18 protein-coding genes and 1 pseudogene are annotated in these 22563 nt (G+C 71.2%); 17 read left to right on the plus strand and 2 right to left on the minus strand.

The window, feature by feature from the left end; translation table 11 throughout:
- Positions 1–99 precede the first annotated feature (99 nt).
- The 10 genes and pseudogenes from ACIBJF_RS29815 to ACIBJF_RS29860 form a co-directional block, all read left to right on the plus strand.
- Positions 100–1059, plus strand: a pseudogene (locus ACIBJF_RS29815) (Ig-like domain-containing protein); the annotation flags it as partial.
- A gap of 156 nt (positions 1060–1215) precedes the next feature.
- Positions 1216–2445 (plus strand): Ig-like domain-containing protein, encoded by a 1230-nt coding sequence (locus ACIBJF_RS29820; protein ID WP_399178284.1) that lies wholly within the window; start codon positions 1216–1218, stop codon positions 2443–2445.
- Between the two features lie 79 nt (positions 2446–2524).
- Positions 2525–3292, plus strand: coding sequence for an enoyl-CoA hydratase/isomerase family protein (locus ACIBJF_RS29825; RefSeq protein ID WP_399178286.1), 768 nt, complete (start codon positions 2525–2527; stop codon positions 3290–3292).
- Positions 3293–3589: 297 nt separating this feature from the next.
- Entirely contained in the window at positions 3590–4093 is a 504-nt protein-coding gene (locus ACIBJF_RS29830; protein WP_399178287.1) for an ATP-binding protein, read from the plus strand.
- Between the two features lie 84 nt (positions 4094–4177).
- The gene (locus ACIBJF_RS29835; RefSeq protein WP_399178289.1) at positions 4178–4972 is read left to right on the plus strand and encodes a polysaccharide deacetylase family protein; all 795 of its coding nucleotides are present in this window, start codon (positions 4178–4180) and stop codon (positions 4970–4972) included.
- Positions 4972–6159: a hypothetical protein gene (locus ACIBJF_RS29840; RefSeq protein WP_399178291.1), complete on the plus strand. Its 1188-nt coding sequence runs from the start codon at positions 4972–4974 to the stop codon at positions 6157–6159. Before ACIBJF_RS29835 ends, ACIBJF_RS29840 begins: the two co-directional genes overlap by 1 nt.
- 130 nt (positions 6160–6289) lie before the next feature.
- Complete coding sequence (locus ACIBJF_RS29845; RefSeq protein WP_399178292.1) at positions 6290–7201, plus strand: MerR family transcriptional regulator; 912 nt, start codon at positions 6290–6292, stop codon at positions 7199–7201.
- Between the two features lie 59 nt (positions 7202–7260).
- A complete protein-coding gene (locus ACIBJF_RS29850; protein WP_399178392.1) occupies positions 7261–7473 on the plus strand; it encodes an EF-hand domain-containing protein in 213 nt (70 codons plus the stop codon).
- A 465-nt stretch (positions 7474–7938) separates the two neighbouring features.
- Positions 7939–8601 carry an NADPH-dependent F420 reductase gene (locus ACIBJF_RS29855; RefSeq protein WP_399178294.1) on the plus strand — a complete coding sequence of 221 codons (663 nt, stop codon included), beginning with the start codon at positions 7939–7941 and terminating at the stop codon, positions 8599–8601.
- A gap of 420 nt (positions 8602–9021) precedes the next feature.
- A complete protein-coding gene (locus ACIBJF_RS29860; protein ID WP_399178393.1) occupies positions 9022–9468 on the plus strand; it encodes an endonuclease domain-containing protein in 447 nt (148 codons plus the stop codon).
- Positions 9469–9472: 4 nt separating this feature from the next.
- On the opposite strand, the gene ACIBJF_RS29865 is transcribed toward ACIBJF_RS29860, so the two are convergent.
- Complete coding sequence (locus tag ACIBJF_RS29865; protein WP_399178296.1) at positions 9473–10030, minus strand: glycoside hydrolase family 25 protein; 558 nt, start codon at positions 10028–10030, stop codon at positions 9473–9475.
- A 36-nt stretch (positions 10031–10066) separates the two neighbouring features.
- Positions 10067–11104, minus strand: a complete 1038-nt coding sequence (locus tag ACIBJF_RS29870; protein ID WP_399178298.1) for a phosphatidylinositol-specific phospholipase C domain-containing protein — start codon at positions 11102–11104, stop codon at positions 10067–10069.
- A 153-nt stretch (positions 11105–11257) separates the two neighbouring features.
- Here ACIBJF_RS29870 and ACIBJF_RS29875 point away from each other — a divergent pair, with 153 nt between their 5' ends.
- The 7 genes from ACIBJF_RS29875 to ACIBJF_RS29905 all read left to right on the plus strand — a co-directional run bounded on the left by ACIBJF_RS29875 (position 11258) and on the right by ACIBJF_RS29905 (position 21774).
- Positions 11258–11437: a CopG family transcriptional regulator gene (locus ACIBJF_RS29875; protein ID WP_351810396.1), complete on the plus strand. Its 180-nt coding sequence runs from the start codon at positions 11258–11260 to the stop codon at positions 11435–11437.
- Position 11438: 1 nt separating this feature from the next.
- On the plus strand, positions 11439–11783 hold the full coding sequence (locus ACIBJF_RS29880) for a VOC family protein (RefSeq protein ID WP_399178299.1): 345 nt from the start codon (positions 11439–11441) through the stop codon (positions 11781–11783).
- Between the two features lie 17 nt (positions 11784–11800).
- Positions 11801–12661 (plus strand): class I SAM-dependent methyltransferase, encoded by an 861-nt coding sequence (locus ACIBJF_RS29885; RefSeq protein ID WP_399178301.1) that lies wholly within the window; start codon positions 11801–11803, stop codon positions 12659–12661.
- Between the two features lie 668 nt (positions 12662–13329).
- Positions 13330–14907 (plus strand): TIGR02677 family protein, encoded by a 1578-nt coding sequence (locus ACIBJF_RS29890; RefSeq protein ID WP_399178303.1) that lies wholly within the window; start codon positions 13330–13332, stop codon positions 14905–14907.
- Positions 14908–14958: 51 nt separating this feature from the next.
- On the plus strand, positions 14959–16401 hold the full coding sequence (locus ACIBJF_RS29895) for a TIGR02678 family protein (RefSeq protein ID WP_399178305.1): 1443 nt from the start codon (positions 14959–14961) through the stop codon (positions 16399–16401).
- On the plus strand, positions 16398–20507 hold the full coding sequence (locus ACIBJF_RS29900; RefSeq protein ID WP_399178307.1) for a TIGR02680 family protein: 4110 nt from the start codon (positions 16398–16400) through the stop codon (positions 20505–20507). The genes ACIBJF_RS29895 and ACIBJF_RS29900 overlap by 4 nt, the downstream gene beginning before the upstream one ends.
- Positions 20497–21774 (plus strand): TIGR02679 family protein, encoded by a 1278-nt coding sequence (locus ACIBJF_RS29905; RefSeq protein WP_399178308.1) that lies wholly within the window; start codon positions 20497–20499, stop codon positions 21772–21774. Before ACIBJF_RS29900 ends, ACIBJF_RS29905 begins: the two co-directional genes overlap by 11 nt.
- Positions 21775–22563 lie beyond the last annotated feature (789 nt).

Raw genomic sequence — 22563 nt, forward strand, 5'->3', positions numbered from 1 at the left:
GCCGGACGCCGAGCCCACACCGAACGCCACCGCGTCCTCGCCCTCTACGGCATCACATGATCAACCAGACATCCGAGGCAAACGCCGGGGCCCTGGGGCGCGCAGGACTCCCCGGTGCCCGGGCACATCGGCGCCGACGGCCGGACCTGGCGGCCGGACGAGGACCGGCTGGCGCTCGCCGCCAAGTACACCGTCGACGTCGTGGCGCTGGACTCCGACGGCCGGCGCTCCGCCCGGCACACGACCTTCACCACGTTCGCCCCCGACCAGCGGTTCATCGGCTACGTCACCCCCGAGAGCCGTGCCGTCGTCGGCACCGGCATGATCGTCTCGATCGACTTCAGCCGAAGGATCACCGACCGGGCCGCCGTCGAACGTGCCGTCCGGGTCAGCGCGCGGCCCCCCGTCGAGATCCGCCCGCACTGGTTCGGCGCCGGCCGTCTCGACTTCCGCTCCGAGCGGTACTGGAAGCCCGGCACCGAGGTCACCGTCGACCTGGACCTGCGGGACGTCCAAGGGGCGCCCGGCGTCTACGGGTTGCAGGACAAGACCTTCGCCTTCACCGTCGGCCGCAGCCAGACCTCGCTGGTCGACGCCGCCACGCACACCATGCGGGTACGCCGGGACGGCCGGCTGCTCGCCACCGTGCCGATCACCGCGGGCGCCCCGCAGAACCCCACGTACAACGGCAAGATGGTGGTGATGGACATGCTGGACGTCACCCGCATGAACGGCCGCACGGTCGGCTTCGGCGGCGAGTACGACATCCCCGACGTGCCGCACGCCATGAAGCTCACCGACTCCGGCACCTTCGTGCACGGCAACTACTGGTCGCCGGACGCCCCCGGGCGGATCAACGTCAGCCACGGCTGCGTGGGCCTCAGGGACGTCAAGGGCGGCAGTTCGGCCACCCCCGCCGGCTGGTTCTTCGACCGCAGTCTCGTCGGCGACGTCGTCGAAGTGATGGGCAGCACGGAGAAGACCGTCGCACCCGACAACGGCCTCGGCGGGTGGAACATGACCTGGAAGGAGTGGAAAGCCGGTAGCGCGGTGAAGTAACCAGGTGAGGGGCCCGGGTTCGGGCGGCGGTGCGGGCGGAAGTTGCGACGGAACGGTGACATTCGCCTGACACCTCGCTCAAAACCAGGCGGTTAATATGCGCGCACCAGTGTGGCGGGGAGCGGGCCTGACCTGGCCCGGCGAGGGGAGAACAACTTGAAAACGCGGCCAATATCGGGGGCGTCGGTGGCGGGGCGGCGAGGCCGCAAGGGGCTGGCGCTCATAGTCGGCGCCCTGGTGCTCTCCCTCGCGGCGTGCGGCGGGGGCGGTGACAAGGTTTCGGACGGCAAGGGCAAGGACTCCAGCACCCAGCAGGGCAAGCAGCAGTCCACCGCCGCCGTCACCGTCTCGCCCAAGTCCGGTGCCACCGGCGTCGACACCAGCGGCGCGCTCAAGGTGAGTGTCGCCAAGGGCAAGCTGACCGAGGTCACCGTCAAGAACGCCAAGGGCGCCACGGTCGACGGCACCATGACCGGCGGCGGCACCTCCTGGACGCCGTCGACCCACCTGGCCGCGTCCACCAAGTACACCGTGCACGCGGTCGCCAAGGACTCCCAGGGCCGCGAGGCCGCCGAGGACTCCACGTTCACCACCCTGACCCCGAAGAACTCCTTCCTCGGCTACTTCACCCCCGAGGACGGCTCCACCGTCGGCGTCGGGATGCCGTTCTCCATCAACTTCACCCGGGGCATCACCCACCCCGACGCCGTCGAGAAGGCCGTCAAGATCAGGACCGAGCCCGCCCTCGACGTCGAGGGCCACTGGTTCGGCAACGACCGCCTGGACTTCCGCCCCCAGCAGTACTGGAAGGAAGGCACCAAGGTCACCGTGGACCTGAACCTCGACGGGGTCGAGGGCCGCGACGGCGTCTACGGCAAGCAGCACAAGACCGTCAAGTTCACCATCGGCCGCAACCAGGTCTCCATCGTGGACGCCAAGAAGCACACGATGAAGGTCACCCAGGACGGCAAGGTCATCAGGACCATCCCGGTCACCACCGGCAAGCCCGGCTACGACACCTGGAACGGCCAGATGGTCATCAGCGAGAAGCTGACCGTCACCCGTATGAACGGCGAGACGGTCGGCTACGGCGGCGAGTACGACATCAAGGACGTCCCGCACGCCATGCGCCTGACCACCTCCGGCACCTTCCTGCACGGCAACTACTGGGGCGGCGGCGCCTTCGGCAACTACAACGCCAGTCACGGCTGCGTCGGCCTGCGCGACGTGCGCGGCGGCTACGACAGCTCCACCCCGGCCGCCTGGATGTTCAACCACTCGATCATCGGCGACGTGGTGGTCGTGAAGAACTCCCACGACCGCACGGTGGACCCGGCCAACGGGTTCAACGGGTGGAACATGTCGTGGGCGGACTGGACGAAGTAGACCCTGACCGACGTACGGACCCGGCGCTGTGAGGTACGGCACCGGGTCCGTTGCCGTTAGTGCCCGTTAACCTGCCTCCATGACCGTGAATCTCGAAGTCGCCGAAGGCGTCGGAACCCTGCGCCTGGACCGCCCGCCGATGAACGCGCTGGACGTCGCCACCCAGGACCGGCTGAAGGAGCTCGCCGAGGAGGCCACGCGCCGCGACGACGTGCGCGCCGTGGTGATCTACGGCGGCGAGCGGGTGTTCGCGGCGGGCGCGGACATCAAGGAAATGCAGAACATGGACCACACCGCGATGGTCCTGCGCGCCCGCGCCCTGCAGGACTCCTTCACGGCCGTGGCCCGCATCCCCAAGCCCGTCGTCGCCGCCATCACCGGCTACGCCCTCGGCGGCGGCTGCGAGCTGGCCCTGTGCGCCGACTACCGCATCGCCGCCGAGAACGCCAAGCTCGGCCAGCCCGAGATCCTGCTCGGCCTGATCCCGGGCGCCGGCGGCACCCAGCGGCTGCCCCGGCTGGTCGGACCGTCCAAGGCCAAGGACCTCATCTTCACGGGGCGTCAGGTCAAGGCCGACGAGGCCCTCGCCATCGGCCTGGTGGACCGGGTCGTCCCGGCCGCCGAGGTGTACGAGCAGGCGCACGCCTGGGCCGCGAAGCTCGCCCAGGGCCCGGCGATCGCCCTGCGCGCGGCGAAGGAGTCCGTCGACACCGGCCTGGAGACCGACATCGACACCGGCCTCGCCGTCGAACGGAACTGGTTCGCGGGCCTGTTCGCCACCGAGGACCGCGAGATCGGCATGCGCAGCTTCGTGGAGGAGGGCCCCGGCAAGGCCAAGTTCCGCTGAGCGTCAGCGGTGTGAACTTCCCCGTAACTCCCGCGGGGGAACTTGCAATTGACGCGTCGTCTCATCCGGGTCCCTCGATGGGGCGGTTTATGGGAGCCTTAAGGCAACCTTAAGCCTGCCTCGTCGAGGGAGCCTGACGGTTGCCGAAAGTGAGCCGTCTTCGCAGGTCACCGGGCTGTACCGGCCGGTGACATGACGTCGGCATATGCCGTTCGATCGGCGGAGAACAGGGGCGTACAGGGGGCGTATTCCTCCGGAACGGCCCCCAAGACGGCTCCGGACCGCCATCATGGGGGCATGGCGGGGCTGGAGGGCATCGAACAGCCGCGGGGACACAGCCGTGCGGCCGCGGCTCGCTGGTCGCCCGCGGTCGAGGACGAACAGGCGCTCAAAGCGCTCGAACTGTTCGGCAACCCGACGGAGGCGGAGGTACCGCTGCCGTCCCGCCCGGAGTCCGCGGCGACCGCCCGCCGGCTCGCCCAGGTCGTGGTGCTGCGCACCTGGCGGCTCACCCCCAAGCTGACCGAGGACGCCGTCTTACTCGTGTCTGAACTCGTCGGCAACGCCGTACGGCACACCGGCGCCCGGGTCTTCGGCCTCCGGATGCGCCGCCGCCCCGGCTGGATCCGGGTGGAGGTCCGCGACCCCTCGCGCGGCCTGCCCTGCCTGATGCCGGTCCAGGAGATGGACGTCAGCGGCCGGGGCCTCTTCCTCGTGGACAGGCTGTCGGACCGGTGGGGCGTGGACCTGCTGCCGAGGGGCAAGACGACGTGGTTCGAGATGCGGGTCGTGGACCGCTAGCGAGAGAACGGCATTCACCCGCGGCGACCCGAAGTCGTACCCCTTTCGGGCTAATCGGCGGTTTTCTTACCTAACGCCCCTTAAATGGTGCGGGTGACCACGACCAACCGACGCGGGGTGCTGCGCGCGGGCGCCGGGCTCGTCGCCGGCGGTGCGCTCGCCGCCGGTTGCGGCGCAGGCCAGGCCGCCCCGCCCAACGCCCCGGACTCCGCGTCCCCTTCCGCGTCCCCGTCCCCGTCCGGCACCCACCCGGCCCCCGCCCCCCGCGCCTACCCCGGTCAGCCCGCCCAGATCACCCACGGCCCGCGCACCCGCCCCCGGATCGCTCTCACCTTCCACGGCCAGGGCGACCCCGGCCTCGCCCACTCCCTGCTCGGCACGGCCGAGCGGCACGGCGCCCGCCTCACCGTGCTCGCAGTCGGCACCTGGCTCGACGAACACCCGGACATCGCCCGCCGGATCCTCGACGGCGGTCACGACCTCGGCAACCACACCCAGCGGCACATCTCCATCAACGGCATGGCCGAGGCCGACGCCCGCAAGGAGATCAGCGACTGCGCGTACCGGCTGAAGCGGCTCACCGGCTCCATCGGCACCTGGTTCCGCCCCTCCCGCTCGCCGACCGCCTCCCCGCTGGTCGCCCGGCTCGCCCGCGCCGCCGGCTACCCGCATGTGCTCTCGTACGACGTCGACTCGCTCGACTACACCCGCCCTGGCGCCGCCGCCGTCACCCGCAAGGTTCTCGCCGAGGTGCGGAACGGGTCGGTCGTGAGCCTGCACTTCGGGTACCCGGACACGGCCGCCGCCCTGCCCGACCTCCTCCCCGAACTCGACCGTCGCGGACTGCGCGCGGTCACCACCACGGAGCTGCTGAGCTGATGCGAACCACGAAACCCGCGCGCCTGCTGGCCGCCGGTGCCGCCCTCACCGCCCTGACACTGCTCTCCGCGTGCAGTTCGGGGCCTCAGCACGACCGGAACGAGGCCCTGGTCAGCAAGGCGCCGGCCCAGCCGGGCAACGGCAAGCGGCAGGTGAACGTGCTGCCCGGGATGCCCCCGGTCGAGAACCCCAAGGACCTCTACTCCGCCGACCGTCCGAACCAGCTCTCCCCGGTCGTCAGGGACTTCCCCTCCCGGGTGTACGTCCCCAACACCAACTCCGACACCGTCACCGTCATCGACCCGAAGACCTACCAGGTCATTGACACGATCCCGGTCGGCCACCAGCCCCAGCACGTCGTGCCCTCCTGGGACCTGAAGACCCTCTGGGTCAACAACGACCTCGGCAACAGCCTCACCCCCATCGACCCGAAGACCGGCAAGGCCGGAAAGCCGGTCGCCGTGCACGACCCGTACAACCTGTACTTCACGCCCGACGGCAAGTACGCCGTCGTCATGGCCTCCAGGGACCGCCAACTGGTCTTCCGCGACGCGCACACCATGAAGGTCGTCAAGGCCGTGCCGGTCAGCTGCTACGGCGTCAACCACGCCGACTTCTCCCCGGACGGACGCTACTTCATCGTCTCCTGCGAGTTCAGCGGCGAGATCCTCAAGGTCGACACCGCGAAGATGAAGGTCGTCCGCGAGGAACGGCTGCCGTACGAGGGCGCCATGCCGCAGGACGTCAAGATCTCCCCGGACGGCAAGCTGTTCTACATCGCCGACATGGTCGCGAACGGCCTGTGGATCCTCGACGGCGACAAGTTCACCAAGCCCCGCTTCCTCTACACCGGCAAGGGCGCCCACGGCCTCTACGTCAGCCGCGACTCCCGCGAGATGTACATCTCCAACCGGGGCGAGGGCACCATCTCCCTGTTCGACTTCACCAAGAAGAGGCTCACCAAGAAGTGGCACCTGCCCGGCGGCGGCAGCCCCGACATGGGCGGCGTCTCCGCCGACGGCAAGGTGCTGTGGCTGTCCGGCCGCTACAACGCCGAGGTGTACGCCATCGACACGCAGACCGGTAAGGAACTGGCCCGCATCAAGGTCGGCAACGGCCCGCACGGCCTCGCCGTCTACCCGCAGCCCGGCCGCTACTCGCTCGGCCACACCGGCATCTTCCGCTGAGGCCGGGGCCGTTGGCCACGCCGACGATCGGGCGGTGATCCACACGCCACGCGCCACGCCCGGTCAGCCGGCATCGCGCGGCGCGTGACTCCTTGAGTCTCCACCCACTGGAAGGCCCAGACTCGCCCACATGACCGAAGACGGCACCGGACTTCTCACCATCGGCGAGCTGGCCCGGGCCACCGGGCTGACCGTGCGCACCATCCGCTACTGGTCCGACGAGGGCGTCCTCACCCCGGTGACCCGGTCCTCCGGCGGCTACCGGCTCTACGACAGCGCCGCCGTGGCCCGCCTGGAGCTGATCCGCACCCTGCGCGAGCTGGGGCTCGGCCTGGACGACGTACGCGAGGTGCTGGCCGGGGAGCGGACGGTCGCCGAGGTCGCGGCCACGCACGTCGCGGCCCTGGACGCGCAGATCCGGTCCCTGAGGGTGACCCGCGCGGTGCTGTCGACGGTCGCCCGACGAGGCTCGACGGCGGAGGAGATGACCCTGATGAACAAACTGGCGCGGCTGTCGGCCGCGGAGCGGCAGCGGATCGTGGACGACTTCGTGGAGGAGATCTTCCACGGGCTCGACACGGCCGACCCCTGGATCCGCGAGCGAACCCGCGGCATCGGCGTGAGCCTGCCGGACGACCCCACCCCGGAGCAGGTCGACGCCTGGGTGGAGCTGGCGGAACTGCTGCAGAACCCGGACTTCCGGGCCGCGATGCGCCGGATGATCGAGTTCAACGCCGCCGACCGCACCCCGGACACCCCGGCGGGCGCCTCGGCGATGTTCTTCAAGCGGCTGGTGGAGCTGGTCGGCGCCGCGCGGGAACGCGGGGTGACCCCGCAGTCACCCGAGGCGGACGCCGTACTGACCGAACTGCTCGGCGCGGACACCGACCGCGCGGCCGTGCTCCGCCGTATCGACCTCGGCAACGAGGTCGCCCGCTACCGGCAGCTGGCCGCCGCGATCAAGGGCGAGCAGGAGCCCCCGAGGTTCCAGGAGGAGTTCGGCTGGGTGGTCGCGGCACTGAAGGCCTGGCCGGGCCGTTAATCTGACCAGCGTCAGTACGCCAGCACGGCATGAGAAACACGACCAAAAGGGGCGGATCGGTGGCGGACATCGAGGAAGCACGCAAGCAGTTCCAGCGGATCGACGCGGACGGTGACGGATTCATCACCGCCGCCGAGTTCAAGTCCGCGCTGGCTCAGGAGGGTGACTGGAACGTCACGGAGTCGGTCGCCGAGGCCATCATCAAGCAGCGGGACCTCAACGGCGACAAGGTTCTGTCCTTCGACGAGTTCTGGACCTACCTGAACAGGTGACGCGCCGAGAGGGGGCCCTCCCGCCGGGGGAGGGCCCCCTTCGTCATGCGCGAAGGCCACGCGGGACAGCCCGCCGGCGGCCACCGGCGGCGCCACCGTCCAGGCGCGCCCCGGCCGCCGTGGAGCGCGCGCAGCGCCGCCGCCCCGCAGATGTACGGCATCAGGGTGTCCGGCAGCGAGGTGACGATCGCGTCCGCCCCGGCCGCCGCCCCTCCAGCTCCACCCCGAGCAGCTCCACGGCCACCCGCGGCGAGCGGTGACGGCCGCCGGTGGCGGGCAGATGCACGATCGACGGCCGCCGCCGCGCCCCCCACCATCGGGTCCCCGGCCACCGAATGCACCCTGCGCCCGATGATCGCACGCGTTCACCTGATCGGCGCAACGACGGAATAGCGCCCGCGCCCAAGGAGTTGTCGCCTGCCACAGACGCATGCACACGCATACAATCATCCCGGAGGGCCTGTCATGAAGATCGGCATCATCGGCGCGGGGAACATCGGCGGCAACCTCACCCGGCGGCTCACCGCCCTCGGTCATGACGTGTCCGTGGCCAACTCCCGAGGCCCCGAGACGCTCAAAGCAGTGGCCGAGGAGACCGGAGCGACCGCGGTCCGGGCCGAGGACGCGGCCAAGGGCGCCGAGGTCGTGGTCGTCACCGTCCCTCTCAAGGCGGTCCCGAACCTTCCCTCCGGCCTGCTGGACGGCGCCGCCGAGGGCGCGGCGGTGATCGACACCGGCAACTACTACCCACGCGAGCGCGACGGCCGGATCGCCGGCATCGAGGACGAGGGCCGCACCGAGAGCCGCTGGACCGAGCAGCACCTCGGCCACCCGGTGATCAAGGCCTTCAACGGCACCTACGCCCAGGACATCCTGGACCGCCCCCGCCCCGCGGGCGACCCCGAGCGCATCGCCCTGCCGGTGGCCGGCGACGACGAGGCGGCCAAGGCGAAGGTCCGCGCCCTGATCGACGAGCTCGGCTTCGACACGGTCGACGCGGGCGGCCTCGACGACTCCTGGCGCCAGCAGCCCGGCACCCCCGTCTACGGCCTCCGCGCAGACGTGGAGGGAGTGAAGAAGGCCCTCACGGCAGCCTCCCCGGAACGCCCGGCGGACTTCCGGGGCTGAGACGACCACGCTGGCCCTCCTGCACACGCCTGCCGGCCAGAGATTCGTCCGTTTGTGCGCGTAACGAGCGTTCGGCTGCCTCGTTGACAGGCACGGTGGCAATCTGCGGCTGTGCCTGGGGAGGGCAGTGTGGAGACGTGCAAGGCACGTGGAGATGGCTGGTCCTGTGACCGGTCCTCCGACCGTTTCCCGATGACCAAAGGTTTGTGCAGGACCCATTACGCACAGCGTCGGAGGGGCAGAACCTTCACCGCCATCAACGGTGATCGGGCACCGTCCGAGGTCCGGACGTGTGCGTTCGACGGCTGTGTACGAGCGGTATCTGCCTACGGATTCTGCACAGGGCACTATCGGCAGTACAAGAAGGGGCAGCCGCTCTCCCCACTCCGACACAAGAGGGGTAACGGCGTCGTGCAGGAGATGGTGCGACGCGGAATTGTCGAGTGTCGCGGATGCGGCGCGGCCAAGCCCGTATCCGCGTACTCGACGCTCAATGCCTCAGGGGTCCCACGGCCGTACTGCAAACCGTGCAACGCCGAGCGCGTCCGGCTCAGCCACTACAACGCGACAAGGGAGTTCGTCGATCTACTCCTGGACTTCCAGCAGGCAAGATGCGCGATTTGCAGAGTGGCCGACTCCGGCGTGCGCACGCTGCACATCGACCATGACCACGCATGTTGTCCGGGTAGGCGAAGCTGCGGCAAGTGTGTGCGTGGGCTGGTCTGCTCCAACTGCAACGCGTACGGCCTCGCCTGGTACGAGCGTCTTCCGCCGGAGTTACAGACCTTCGACGTGCTGAATCAGTACCTCGAGGATCCACCGGCGAAGCGCCTTCACGCGAGGTACGAGGACTCGGCGAGTCGGTGAACTGTCATGTGCTGCCAGCCCACTCCTTCAGCGCGGCCTTGCTGGAGAAGGCGGCCACGTCCTTGTCGTGCGGCGTGCTGGTGTACTGGTGGAACCGCCATTTGGCCTTGATGCGGGGGTGGCCGGCCGTGACGTAGTCGGCGATCCAGAGGCCGTCGCCCGCGTAGGAGGTCCTGTCGATGTTCAGCCAGAAATCGCGATTCGTGTAGAGCACGACCCGGTTGTGCGGCCGTAGTTCCTTCAGTTTACGGATGAAGTGGTCCTTCTCCGCGTTGCTCGCGTGGGTGCCGTCGCCGGTGGTCTCCCAGTCGACCGCGAGGAGGTCGCCAGCGCGTTCCGGGGCGTGCTGGACGAAGTACTCGGCCTGGGCGGTGATGTTGCCGGGCCACAGGAAGTGGTAGAAGCCGACGACCAGTCCGGCGTCGCGGCCCCTCTTGGTCTGGGCGGTGAGCCGGGGATTGACGTACGAACGGCCCTCCGTCGCCTTGATGAAGACGAAGGAGAGGCCGTCCGTGTCGTACGCGGAGGACTGGAAGGCGCTTACGTCAATGCCGTGCAGCATGTAGGGGTTGTGCCCCCTGCGCCGGCATCCGGAACCTCAGCTTCGGGTGGTCACCTCGCTGAGCACCGAGGCCGGCTTCGCCGACCAGTCGGAGGTGATGAGGCTCGCGTGGTTCTTCGCCAACAGGGCCAGGCGGGCGGCGACTTCGGCGTCAGTGGGGTTGGTGGAGGAGATCGCGGGGGAGACGTTGGAGGCGTCGGTCATGATCGAGATGTAGTGGTTCGTGGAGTAGAACGACGTGTCGTAGCCGTTGTTGACGTACGTTGCCGCGTCACCGTCGAAGAACACGAACCAGGGGCGGATCGAGGTGTCGGAGGTCCAGCGGGTCGAGCGCGGGTCTCTGCCCGCCGCGCCCAGCACCGCCGGGAAGGCCTCGGCCTGGTCGATGTTCCGGGCCGTGTACAGGTCGCGCAGGTGGTCGCCGTACTCCTGGTCCGTCCAGTAGTGGTCGAAGGGGTTGTTCATCTCCACGGTGCCGGGGATCACCTCGAAGAGGAACTTGCCCTTGAGGGAGTCGCGGCTGGGCCAGGCGTTGGCCTTGGCCGCCGCGTCCAGCGTGGAGTACGACGAACCCAGCAGGTCGGACGGCTTGTAGACGCTGCTGCCGAGCTTCTGGCGGACCAGCGTGTCGAACTCGTCCGGACCGAGCCCGGCGTTGTTGTTGAAGCCGACCTTCATCTCGATCTTGAAGACGATCGGCGGGTGGTCGGGGTGGAGCTGGTTCCAGGCCGCGATGTTGTCCAGGCAGCTGCCGAAGTCCTGGTTGCGGCTCTTGCTGTACAGCTCGCCCGGGGTCTTCGCCGCCTCGCAGTTGTTGTCGTTGCCCAGCGGATTGCTGTGGCTGACCCGCCAGCGGTGACTGATGCTGTCCACGTACACGTCCAGCTCCAGCAGTGAGGCGCCGGAGTCCAGCGCCTGTGCGAAGTAGGTGTACTTGGCCTTGTCGTACGCGTTGTGCGTCCCGATCGCCGTCGTCTCGGAGAACTTCGGCGCCGCCGCGTGGGCGTTGCCCGGCACCATGATCAGCAGAGCGCCGGCGCCCACGAGCGCCGCCAGCCGTCTCACCACACCCATTGCTCAACTCCCCTTTGCTGTCGCCGAGTTGGCGGCAGCGTAGGAGCGAGCGGTTACTGCGCGGTAGCCCCCGGAGGAACATCAGCCACTTTCCGGCCGTCGAGCGGTCCGTCGTCGCTGGCGGCTAGATTGCTAGCATGCTAGCCTCGAAGGGTGGGTGATGAGGATGTCAAGCAGTTCAACGTGTACCTGCCGATCGGACTGATCAAGCAGGTCAAGTACCGCGCCATCGAGTCGGGCATGTCCTTGTCGGCGCTGGTCGCAGAAGCGCTGCGCGCCTACCTCGACGACGCCCATGGACAGGAACAGCAGTCGACCGAGAAGGAGAGCTGACATGGCGACCGAAGGCATCGAGGCCGTGTTCCTGGAGACCCACAACTGGGGCAGGGCGGCGAAGTTCTTCCAGGCGCTCGGTTACGAGCTGGAGTTCGCGACCGACCACAACTCCGGCCAGTTCCGCAACGGCGACGGGCCGTACGTGTTCATCGCCGAGGTCCCCGAGGACCGCGAGCCGCAGACACAGATCGTGCTGAAGGTGCCGGACGCGGACGCGTTCCGCGCCGATCCCGTCGTCGAGGTGGTCACGCCGTTCGAGGACACGCACTTCGGGACCCGGATGATGACGGTCCGCGACCCCGACGGGCGGCTGTGGAGCCTCCAGGCCCTCGCGGCGAAGTGACGGGGACGGGAAGCGCCGTGACCGACGAGCGAACCGGGACCCCGGGCAACACCGCCGTGCGGTGCGCCCTGTGGCGGGCGATGCATGTCCAGGTCGATCCACCGCCCCACGTCCTGGAGGACGAGATCGGTCTGCGGCTCGTGGACCCCGGCGACGGCTGGCGCGACCGCCCGGACATGGACCCGGAGGCCACCCGCGGATTCCGGGCCGCCATGGTGGCCCGCGCCCGCTTCATCGAGGACCTGGTCGCCGAGCAGGCGGACCGGGGCGTCGACCAGTACGTCCTCCTCGGCGCCGGCCTCGACACCTTCGCCCAGCGCAGACCGGAGACCGCGTCACGGGTGCACGTCTTCGAGGTCGACCAGCCCGGCACGCAGAACTTCAAGCGCCGGCGCCTCACCGAACTCGGCTACGGCGTCCCCGACCGGCTGCACCTGGTGCCGGTCGACTTCGACACGAGCGCGGGAACCTGGCCGGAGCAGCTCGCCGCGGCCGGATTCGACCACGGCCGGCCGGCGGTGGTCGCCTCCGCCGGCGTCAGCATGTACCTCACCAAGGAGGCCACGGCGGCCACCCTGCGCCGGCTCGCCCGGCTGGCACCCGGCTCGACCCTCGCCCTGACCTTCCTGCTGCCGGAACACCTGGTGGACCGGCGCGACCGCGCCGGCCTCAGGGCGAGCGAGGCGGGCGCCCGGGCATCCGGCACGCCGTTCCTCAGCTTCTACACCCCCGACGAGATGCTGACCCTGGCCCACGAGGCCGGCTTCGAGGAGGCCCACCACATCCCGGGCGCCTCACACGCCGAGCGCTATTTCACCGGCCGCACCGACGGCCTGCGCCCGTCAACCGGGGAGGACGTGCTGCTGGCCCGGACCTGACAGCGTCAGCACTCGATGATGTTCACCGCCAGCCCGCCCCGGGCCGTCTCCTTGTGCTTGACGGACAAGCGGACGGCTGTTGATCACGATGTTGGCCTGGGACTTTGGCATGTCTAGGGGCCACCGGCCGTTGCAATCAGGCTCGGACCAGCAGACGTGGCCGGAAGTCTGGCGACTCCCATGAAGCCGCTCAGCGGTGGAACCCCGTAGTGGTGGAAGACGCTTGACCCCAGCGCGGACGAAGTCACCTTCCGGCTGTCCCGGTCCCGTCGAAGCGCGCCGAGGTCCCGGGCCGCCTTACATGCCGTACTCGGAGGCTGGGGCGTCTGCCAAGGCGCCCTGGAGTCGGCTGAGTTGGTGCTCTCCGAGCTGGTGACCGACGCGCTGCGGGTGCCCGTGCCGCGGGGACGGCAGCTGGGCGTCCGGATCGCGCGTTCGCCGGCGGACGGGCATGCCCGTGTGAGGGGCGGTCCGCCTCCTGGATACATCGGTCGGCGGTCCCCTTCGGGGGGAGCGCGAAGCGCGCAAAGTAGCACAAGGGGTGCGGGCCGGGGGAGCGGTTTACCCGCACCGCCGTGAGTGCGGCAGACTGGTGCGAGTCCCGGCGGTCGGGCCGGGACGAGGACGAGCGTGTGTCGAGCCGCAGCGAGGAAGAAGCAGCCGGATCCGTGAGCGACGAGCCCGACGCCCCGGGGCGCGACTCCCTGGAGGCATATGCCCAGGCGCCCGACGCCCCGGAGTCCGTCGACGAGGGCGCGTTCGGTATCGACGCGTTCTCCGTCGACGACCGGCTGCGGCTGTTCCACTTCGCCGCCGCCGAGAAGCGGCACGAGTATCTGTGGCTGCTGCGGGCCTTCGACCGCGGGCGTGCCAACTACCAGGTGCTGCTGCACGCGTCGGACCTGGTGGGGCTGCTGGAGCGGCTCGCCGCCGACCATCCCGCGGCGGGCGCCGTGGGCGGGGCGGCCGGTGTGCAGCCGCTGCTCGACGCGCTCGCGGATTGGCAGGTCCTGGACCGGTCGTACGACGGGACGCGCGCCGCGAATCTCGCCGAGTACCGCAACCGGCACTATGTGTACCAGTTCACCCAGGCCGGATACCGGGCGTACCGGGCGGTGGAGGACGTGCTCGGGGCGAGCCTGGAGGACGCCCAGCTCTCACGTCTCGTCTTCCCCGACATCCTCGGCGACCTGCGCGCCCTGGCCGAGGCCAACACCGCGGGCGACGGCGAGGAGGTGTACCGCAAGCTCGGCCGTCTCGACTCCGTGCTGAACGAGATGGCGCAGCGCGCCGCCCGTTTCTACCTCATGCTGGGCGACCTGGCGCGCACCAACGACACCCGGCCCGAGGTCTTCCTGGCCCACAAGGACACCCTCCTCGCGCACATGCGGGAGTTCACCGCCGAACTCGGGCGCTACGCACCGCTGCTCGCCGAGGCGGTCGAGAAGGCGGCGGCCACCGGTGTGGAACGCATGATCGAGTACGCGGCCGAGGCCGACGAGCGGCTCTTCCGCAGCCCCGCCGAGCGGCTCGCGGACTGGCGGCACCGGTGGGACGGCATCGTCCACTGGTTCGCGGAGCGCGAGCACAGCGAGACCGAGCGGCTGCAGGACGCCACCGTCACCGCGATCCGCTCCGTCCTCGCCCTGCTGCGCCGGGTCACCGAGGCGCGCCGTGGCGGGGTGAGCCGGGAGAGCCAACTTCGCCATCTCGCCCAGTGGTTCACCTCCTGCGAGAGCGACGAGGACGCGCACGCCCTGTTCCAGGCGGTCTTCGGGCTCGGCGCACCCCGCCACATCGCCGTCCCGTACGCCGACCCCGAGCAGATTCCGTCCCGTACGTCCTGGTGGGAGGCCGAACCGGTCGAACTCGCCCGCACCCTGGTCCAGTCCGGCCGCACCCCCGCCCTGCACGGCCCCGGCCGCATCGAACGCGACGACGACCGGCGGGCGTTGCTGCGCGCCCAGCAGCTCAGGGAGCAGGCCGAGCGGCGGGGCGCCGCGCACTCCCTCGCCTCGGACGGGGTGTACGGGCGGACCCTCGACGAGCCCGAGACACGGGCCCTGCTGGCCCTGCTGGACGTGGCCCTCGCCGCCCGCGTCCCCGCCAGCCGACGGGTCACCGCCGCCTCCGGTTCCGCCCACGGGGTGCGGCTCACCCTCACCCCCACCGAGGGTTCCACGACCGTGGACACCGTGCGGGGGCGTCTCCATCTCGACGGGCTGCGCCTGGAGGTCACCGCATGAGCGAGGTCGTCGTATGAGGCGCATGAGCCGCGTCATGGGCGGGGGCGCCGCATGAGCCGCGTCGCCGAAGGCGTCTCCCCGCTCGAACTCGGCGACTACCAGAAGGCGGTACGGCTCGTCCTGCGGCACCCGCTGATCACGCCGGGGTACCCGGACAAGGCGGCGCTGGCAACCGTGCGGCGCTGGACCGAGCAGCTGCGCACCGACCTGATGGAGGCGTTCGGCCACCGGCTCGTCACCACCGCCGACACCGCCCGGCTCCAGCGCGCCCAGGACAGTCTGGACGCCACCCGCCCGGCCCTCACCCGCGCGGGCCGCCCCTTCGACCGCCGCCGCTACGCCTACCTCGTCCTCACCCTCGCCGCCCTCGGCCGCCACGGGGCCCAGGTGGCGCTCGGCGAGCTGGCCGACGCGGTCGCCGCCGACGCCGTACGCATCGACGGGCTCGGGCTCGACACCGCGCGCAAGCCCGACCGGGACGCCTTCGTCGACGCCGTCACCTGGCTCACCGAACGTGGCGCGCTCACCCTCGCCGACGGCTCCGCCACCGCCTGGGCCGGCGACCCCGAGCGTGCCGAGGCCCTGTACGACATCGACCGGGAGATCCTCCTCGCCGTCCACCACCCGACCCGCGTCCTGCAGCACCTGACCTCGGTCACCGCGCTCCTCGACTCCGGCAGCGCGCTAGGCCTGTCCGCGGGGCGGGCCGCGCAGCGCCGTGACCAGGCCCGCCGGGCCCGTCGGCTGGTGCTGGAGAACCCGGTCGCGTATTACGCCGACGCGGACAGCGAACTCCTGGGCCAGCTGCGGGCCCCCGCCCTCGCCGAGGACCTGGAGCGGCTGACCGGGCTGACGGTGGAGCGGCGGGCCGAGGGCGTGGCCCTCGTCGACACCTCCGGCAGGCTGTCCGACATCCGCTTTCCCGGCGGCGGGACGGTCGCGCAGGCCGCGCTGCTCCTGGCCGCCCGGATCAGCGCCGCCGCCCAGCGCCCGGGACGGCACGCCCTCGAACTACTGCCCGCGCCCACCGCGGCCGAACGCCTCGCGGCCCGCGCCCTGCGTATCGACGCGGCCCTGCCGTCGCGCGGGCTGGTCGCCGAACTCGCGGAGCGGGACCAGGAACCGGTGAACGAGGAGCCGGCGTACGAGGCGTCCGGTGACGAGGGGCGGGTACCGGGGGAGACCAGGTATCCCTTCGTCACGGACTCCTGGCTCCGGGGCAGACTCAAGGAGATCATCGCCGAGTACGGCGCGGGTTTCGCCGCCGATCTGCGCGGCGATCCGGACCGGCTGCTCGGCCAGGTCCTCGACCTGCTGGCCGCCATGTCGCTGATCGCCCGGGTCGACGGCGGGGCCCTCGCCCTTCCGCTGCTGGCCCGCTACCGGGGGGTCACGGCCCGCGTGAAGACCCGTACGGCAGCACAACCGCCGTCCCGATCCGCCCTGTTCGCCGACGACACCGTCAACGAAACCGCCGAGGACCCGACTCCGTGAGCACCCCCGCTCCCACCCAGGCCCCCATCCCCTCCGCCCGGTTCGTCCCCACCCGTGCCGGGATCGTCAACCTGTGGGACTACCGGGACGAGGAGTTCTCCTTCGCGGGCGGCTGGCTGGTGCTGCGCGGGCCCAACGGGTCGGGGAAGACCAAGGCCCTGGAAGTCCTCTTCCCCTTCGTTCTCGACGGCCGTATCGATCCCAAGCGGCTCAACCCGTTCGCCGCCGAGGACCGCACGATGAAGTCCAACCTGCTCTTCCGCGGGCAGGACAGCGCGCTCGGCTACGTCTGGATCGAGTTCACCCACCGGGAGACCGGCGAGGCCGTCACCTGCGGCATCGGGCTGCACGCCCAGCGCCACCGCGAGACACCGGCCCGCTGGCACTTCGTCGCCGAAGGCCGCGTCGGGGAGGACTTCTCCCTCCTCACCCACGACGACCGGCCGATGACGAGGAAGCAGCTCGCCGCCGAACTCGGACGCGAGCCGATCACCTCCACGGCCGACTACCGCGCCGCCGTCGACCGGCGCCTGTTCGGCCTCGGGCCCGAGCGGTACGAGCAACTGCTCACCCTGATCCTCACCCTGCGCCGCCCGCAGCTCGCCAAGAACCTCGACCCGGCCAAGCTCTCCGACACCCTCACCGCCGGTCTGCGCCCCCTCGACGACGACCTGATCGCCGAGGCGGCGCGCTCTTTCGACGACATGGAGTCCGTGCAGCGCACCCTGGAGGGGCTGGCCGCCGCCGACGACGCCACCCGCGCCTTCCTCGCGAGCTACTCCACCTATCTGCGGGTTCACGCCCGCAGCGCCGCGGACCGGCTCACCGCCCGCCGTACCGAGACCGCCGAGCGCGCCGCCGCGCTCCGCACCGCCACCGCGGACCTGGCGGCGGCCCGGGAACAGCAGGCCGCCGCCGAGAAGCGCGCCGAGTCGGCCGACGCCGCGCTCGCCGCCCAGCGCGCCCGTCTCGACCAGCTGCGCTCCTCCGCCGCCTACCAGGCCGTCGAGCAACTGGCCGACCTGGAACGCCTGGTGCGCACCTGCGAGCAGACCGCCCGGCAGGCCACCGCCGAACGCGAACGCCGTACAGCCGCCACCGGCCGCGCCCGCGCCGAGGCCGAACACGCCGCCCGGCTCGCCGCCGAACTCGACGCCGCCGTCTCCCGGGACGCCGCCGCCGTCGCCGACCACGCCCACACCGCCGGCCTCCCCTGGACCCCGGCCGACGCCGAGCCCGCCCGGCTCACCGACCGCTCCGCCGCGCTCGCCGCCGCCCGCCACGAGGGCGTCCGGGCGGTCCGTGCCGCCCAGCAGACGGCACGCGGCGCCGAGCAGACCCGTGACCTCGCCCGGATCTCCCTGGACCGCGCGCAGGAAGCCGTCACCGCGGCCGAGACCGCGGAGACCGCCGCCGAGTCGGATCTCGAATCCGCCCGCGAACAGGCCCGTACGGCGCTCGGCCAGTGGGTGCAGACGCACGGCGGGCTGCTGCCGGAGGAGGGGCGCGGCCTGCTGGCCCATGCCCTCGAACTGACCGGTGAGGCGGAGGCGGTCACGCTTGCCGACGCCTTCACCGAGGCGGCCGCGACCGCGGTTCAGGAACTGCGGGACACCCTCGCCTCCCTGCGCGCCCGGCGCGCCGACGTCGAGCGCCGCCGCGCCGAGACGGAGGCCGAACGCGACCGGATCGCAGCCGAACACGACGACGCTCCGCCCCCGGCCCGGGGTCGCACCGCCGACCGGTCGTCCGGTGACGGCGTTCCGCTGTGGCAACTCGTCGACTTCGACGACGAACTGACGGAACGTCAACGAGCTGATCTGGAGGCCGCTCTGGAGGCGTCGGGCCTCCTCGACGCACTCGTCACCGCCGACGACGACCCCGTCGCGGCCGGGTACAGCGAGGGTTACCTCCGCGCCGGCACCCCGGTGAGCGGCCCGAGTCTGGCCGATCTCCTGAGGCCCGACGACCCCGTGAACCCGGAGGGCGGCGCGGCGATCCCGGCCGCCCGGATCACCGCCGTGCTGAGCTCCGTCGCCGTCACCGGCGACCTCGACACCGGGACCCCGCAGATCGGCCCCGACGGCCGGTACGCGGCCGGTGTCCTGGTCGGCGCCCACACCAAGGAGCACGCGGAGTACGTCGGCGCCTCCGCCCGCGCCCGCAGGCGTGCCGCCCGGATCGCGTCCTGCGAGGCGCTGTTGGCCGAACTCTTCGCTCAACTGGACGAGTCGGCACGCGCCGAGGCCCGTACGGACGTCGCCCTCGACGCGTACGCCGCCGCCCGCGCCGCCCTGCCTCGCACCACCGGCATCACGCAGGCGCTGCGCGAGCTCGACCGGGCCGCGGCGAGGCTGCGCGCCACCCGCGACGCCGCCGACGCCGCGCAGGGCTCGTACGACGAGTCGGTGGCCGCCTGCTCGGTCGCCGAGCGCGTCCTGCGCCGTACCGCGGCCGAGCACGCCATCGAGACCGAACGTGTCGACGCCGTCGAGACCGCCACCCGCGCCTTCGAAGCGGCGGTCCGTGAACTCGCTGCCCGCCGCCGAGAACACGCCCGCCAGCGCGAGGCGGCCGAGGCCGCCGCCGACCGGCTCGGCGCCGCGGCCGAGGACGAGGAGGCGGCGGCGGACGCCGAACGCGCGGCGCGCCGCCGGCACGCCGAGGAGGCCGCGGGCCTTGAGGCCCTCCAGGAGGCCGTCGGGGCCGAGGCCCAGGAGGTGATGCGCCAGGTGCGGGAGACCGAGGACGGGATCGACGCCCTGGTCCGGGAGGCCGAGGCGGCCCGCACCGCCCAGCACACCGCGATCGCCCACACCGCGGCGGCCGGGGCCCGCCGTACGGCCGCCGCCGAGGCCGGGGTGGTCGCCGCGGCGGAGGAGAAGGACACCGCCCGCGGCCTTCGCCCGTACGCCGCCCGGGAACTCCTCGACATCCTGCGCTGCCCGCTCCACCTCGCCTGGCCCGCTCAGGAGGCCGACTGGGCTGGGGAAGCACTTCCGCCGGCCGTGGTCGCCGTACACGAGGCGGTCCTGACCGCGACGCGCGACCTGACCCCTACCGAGAGCAGCGTCAAGCAGTCCGTCACCCGGCTCACCAAGGCGCTGGAGGACCTGCAGGCGCAGCTCGCCGCCGCCGGCCAGGACTACCGGCCCGAATGGGACGGCTCCGACGGGGTCATCCTCGTGCGTGTGGCCGACGAGGAGGGGCCGCTGCCCGTGGCGGCCTTCGCGCAGAAGATCTCCTCCCACCGCCGTGACCAGGCCGAACTGCTCTCCGAGTCCGAGCAGCGCATCCTGGAGGACGCCCTGCTCACCCGGCTCGCCCAGCAGATCCACGACCGTACGGTCGACGCCCGTGACCTGATCCGGCGCATGAACACCGACATGCGCAGGCGGACGATGTCCTCGGGGACGACGGTCGGGGTGAGCTGGCTGCTCGCCGACCACCTCGACGACGAACAGCGCGGCGTCTGCGCCCTCCTCGACGCCGACGCCGCCCGCCTCGGGCCCGAGGGTCTCGCCCGGGTGCGCACGCACTTCGCCGCGCAGATCAAGACCGCCCGCGCCCGCCACCGCGACCAGCCCTACCGCGAACTGCTCGCCGAGGTCCTCGACTACCGGAGCTGGCGGCACTTCGCCTTCCAGCTCGTACGTCCCGACAAGAGCGAGGAGCGGCTCACCCGCGCCCGGCACAGCCGGCTGTCGGGCGGTGAGCAGTCGGTGTCGCTGCATCTGCCGCTGTTCGCCGCCGCGCACGCCATGCTCAACTCCGCCGACCCGCACGCCCCGCGCCTGCTCGCCCTCGATGAGGCCTTCGCCGGAGTGGATGACACCGGGCGCGGCGAACTCATGTCGCTGGCCGCCCAGTTCGACCTCGACCTGTTCATGACCGGCTACGACCTGTGGGCCGCCCACGCCTCCGTGCCGGCCGCCGCCCACTACGACCTCGCGCACACCGCCGTCGACCACACCGTCTCCGCCCTGCTGCTCGTCTGGGACGGCGACCGGCTCCTGGCCGACGACACCGGTGATCTGACCGCGGCTCTCGGCTCTCCGGGCACCCGGCGCGTCCCGACTCCCGAGGAGGCCGAGGTTGTCGGCTGAGCGGCGGGAAGGCCATGGATACGACGAGTTGCGGGGCGAGGGATGGACCCGGCTGCTCGCCGCCGCCCGCCGCAGACTGGAGCGCACCGGCGGCGCGCTCGACGGCGACATCGGGCTCACGGCGCCCGGCGAGGCCGAACGCCGCACCGTCATCGGCATCACCGGCCGCTACCGGCCCGAGACCGTCAAGCGTCTCGCCATACCCCTGCGCGACCTGGACGGGTATCTGTACGACCGCTACGGCACCGGTCTCCTCCAGACCCTCGGCCGGCTGCACGGCCCGCTGCGGGACCGGCCGGCCGAACGGGCCGACGAGCAGGCCCGCCGGGAGCAGGCTCTGACGTCGGCCCACTCCAGCCGGCTCGCCGGGCAGGGATGGTTCGCCGCCTGGCTGGACCGGATCGCCGCCGACGGCACCCTCACCCGTCTCGTACGGCGTGGGGACGCGCCGCTCCTCGACGCGGCGGTACGTGTCCTCGAAAGGATGGCCGACGACGGGGAACGGATCCCCGGACCTGCGGTCGGCGCCCTGCCGCTGCCGGTCCTCGCCGAGTGGGCCACCGGTGACACCAAGGCCCTCGTCCCCGGGACCCCGCTCGAACAACTCGTCCTGCGCGCCCTCGCGCGGCGTGCCGGCGACGATGCGGCCGTACCGCGCGACCGGGCCGGGCGGCGCGCCTTGTGGGAGAGCGCCGGGGCCATCGCCGACGACCTCGCCAGCCAGGTACTCGTCCTCAACATCGGGGCCGAGGGCGACACCGTGGTCTGCGACTGGCTGCGCGACGCCGCGGACTTCGGCATCCCCTTCCGGCTCACCCTCCACCAGCTCGCCACCGACCCCGTCGTCCCCGCCGCCCGCATCGTCTTCGTCTGCGAGAACCCGGCCGTGCTACGCGCTGCCGCCGGAGAACTCCAGGACACCGCCGCGGCCCTCGTGTGCACCGAGGGTGTCCCGTCCGCCGCCTGCCACAAGCTGCTCGGTGACGCCGTACGCGCGGGAGCCCGGCTGCACTGGCGCGCCGACTTCGACTGGGCCGGCCTGCGCATCACCGCGGGCGCCGTGGCCCGCCACGATGCCCGCCCCTGGCGGATGACCGCCGCCGACTACACGGCGGCACTCGGCGAGGGCGAGTCCACACCGCTCGCGGGACCGCCCGCGGCCAGCCCCTGGGACCCTGGACTGGCCCTCGCGATGGAGGCGTCGGGCAGCGCGGTCATGGAGGAACGCCTCCTGCCCGCGCTCCTGTCCGACCTCACCGGCACCTGACCCGGCGTCCGGTGGCGGTCGGATCGATCTGTGCACCGCGCTGCACGGCGCGCCTTAGACACACCCTGCATCCATGGTGCGTGAGCGGCGTATCCGGCGTCAGCACTCGATGATGTTCACCGCCAGCCCGCGCCGGGCCGTCTCCTTGTACTTGACGGACAGGTCCGCGGCTGTTGACCACGTGCTTGAACTGCACATTTGCCATGATCAGGCGCACACAACAGTCGCCGTGCACAGCCGGCCCGCAGCCATTGCGACAGCGCATCGGGGATCTCCCGCCGCGTATGTTTCGCCGGTCGCCCACCGGGCTTGACCGCCGGAACCAGCGGTCAGAAGATCTCCCATTGCGGATCGGACAGACCCGTTGAGTAACAGGTACTCCACGTCCCGGCCGGTTCGGAATGTGAAATTCCACAACCGATTCAGCGACGGGCGCACTCGTTCGAATCGAGCAGCAGTACGAAGAAGGTCATCCTGTATGCAACATCAATCCCATCTGTGACGTCGGGACAAATTGCAAACAACATCTGTCCAGTGAACGACCGGACAGATTCCGCGTGTTCGCCAGGGGCCTCGGGTGCTTGTCTACCCGTCCTCGATTCATCTGTCCAGCCATACCCGGCGGTTCCTGACCGGGCAACTCACAGTCGGCGGCAGGAGATCGGGACGCGGTGCCGGCGCCTTCCCGCGCCACGTGCGGCCCTGATCGCCCTGGCAGTTTCGTTTGGATCGGTCGGTCGTTGGTTCAGGTGTGCCGTTGACTGATGCGCAGTGGGCGCGGATCGAACC

It is taken from the genome of Streptomyces sp. NPDC050743 (assembly GCF_044456925.1).
Classification (GTDB): domain Bacteria; phylum Actinomycetota; class Actinomycetes; order Streptomycetales; family Streptomycetaceae; genus Streptomyces.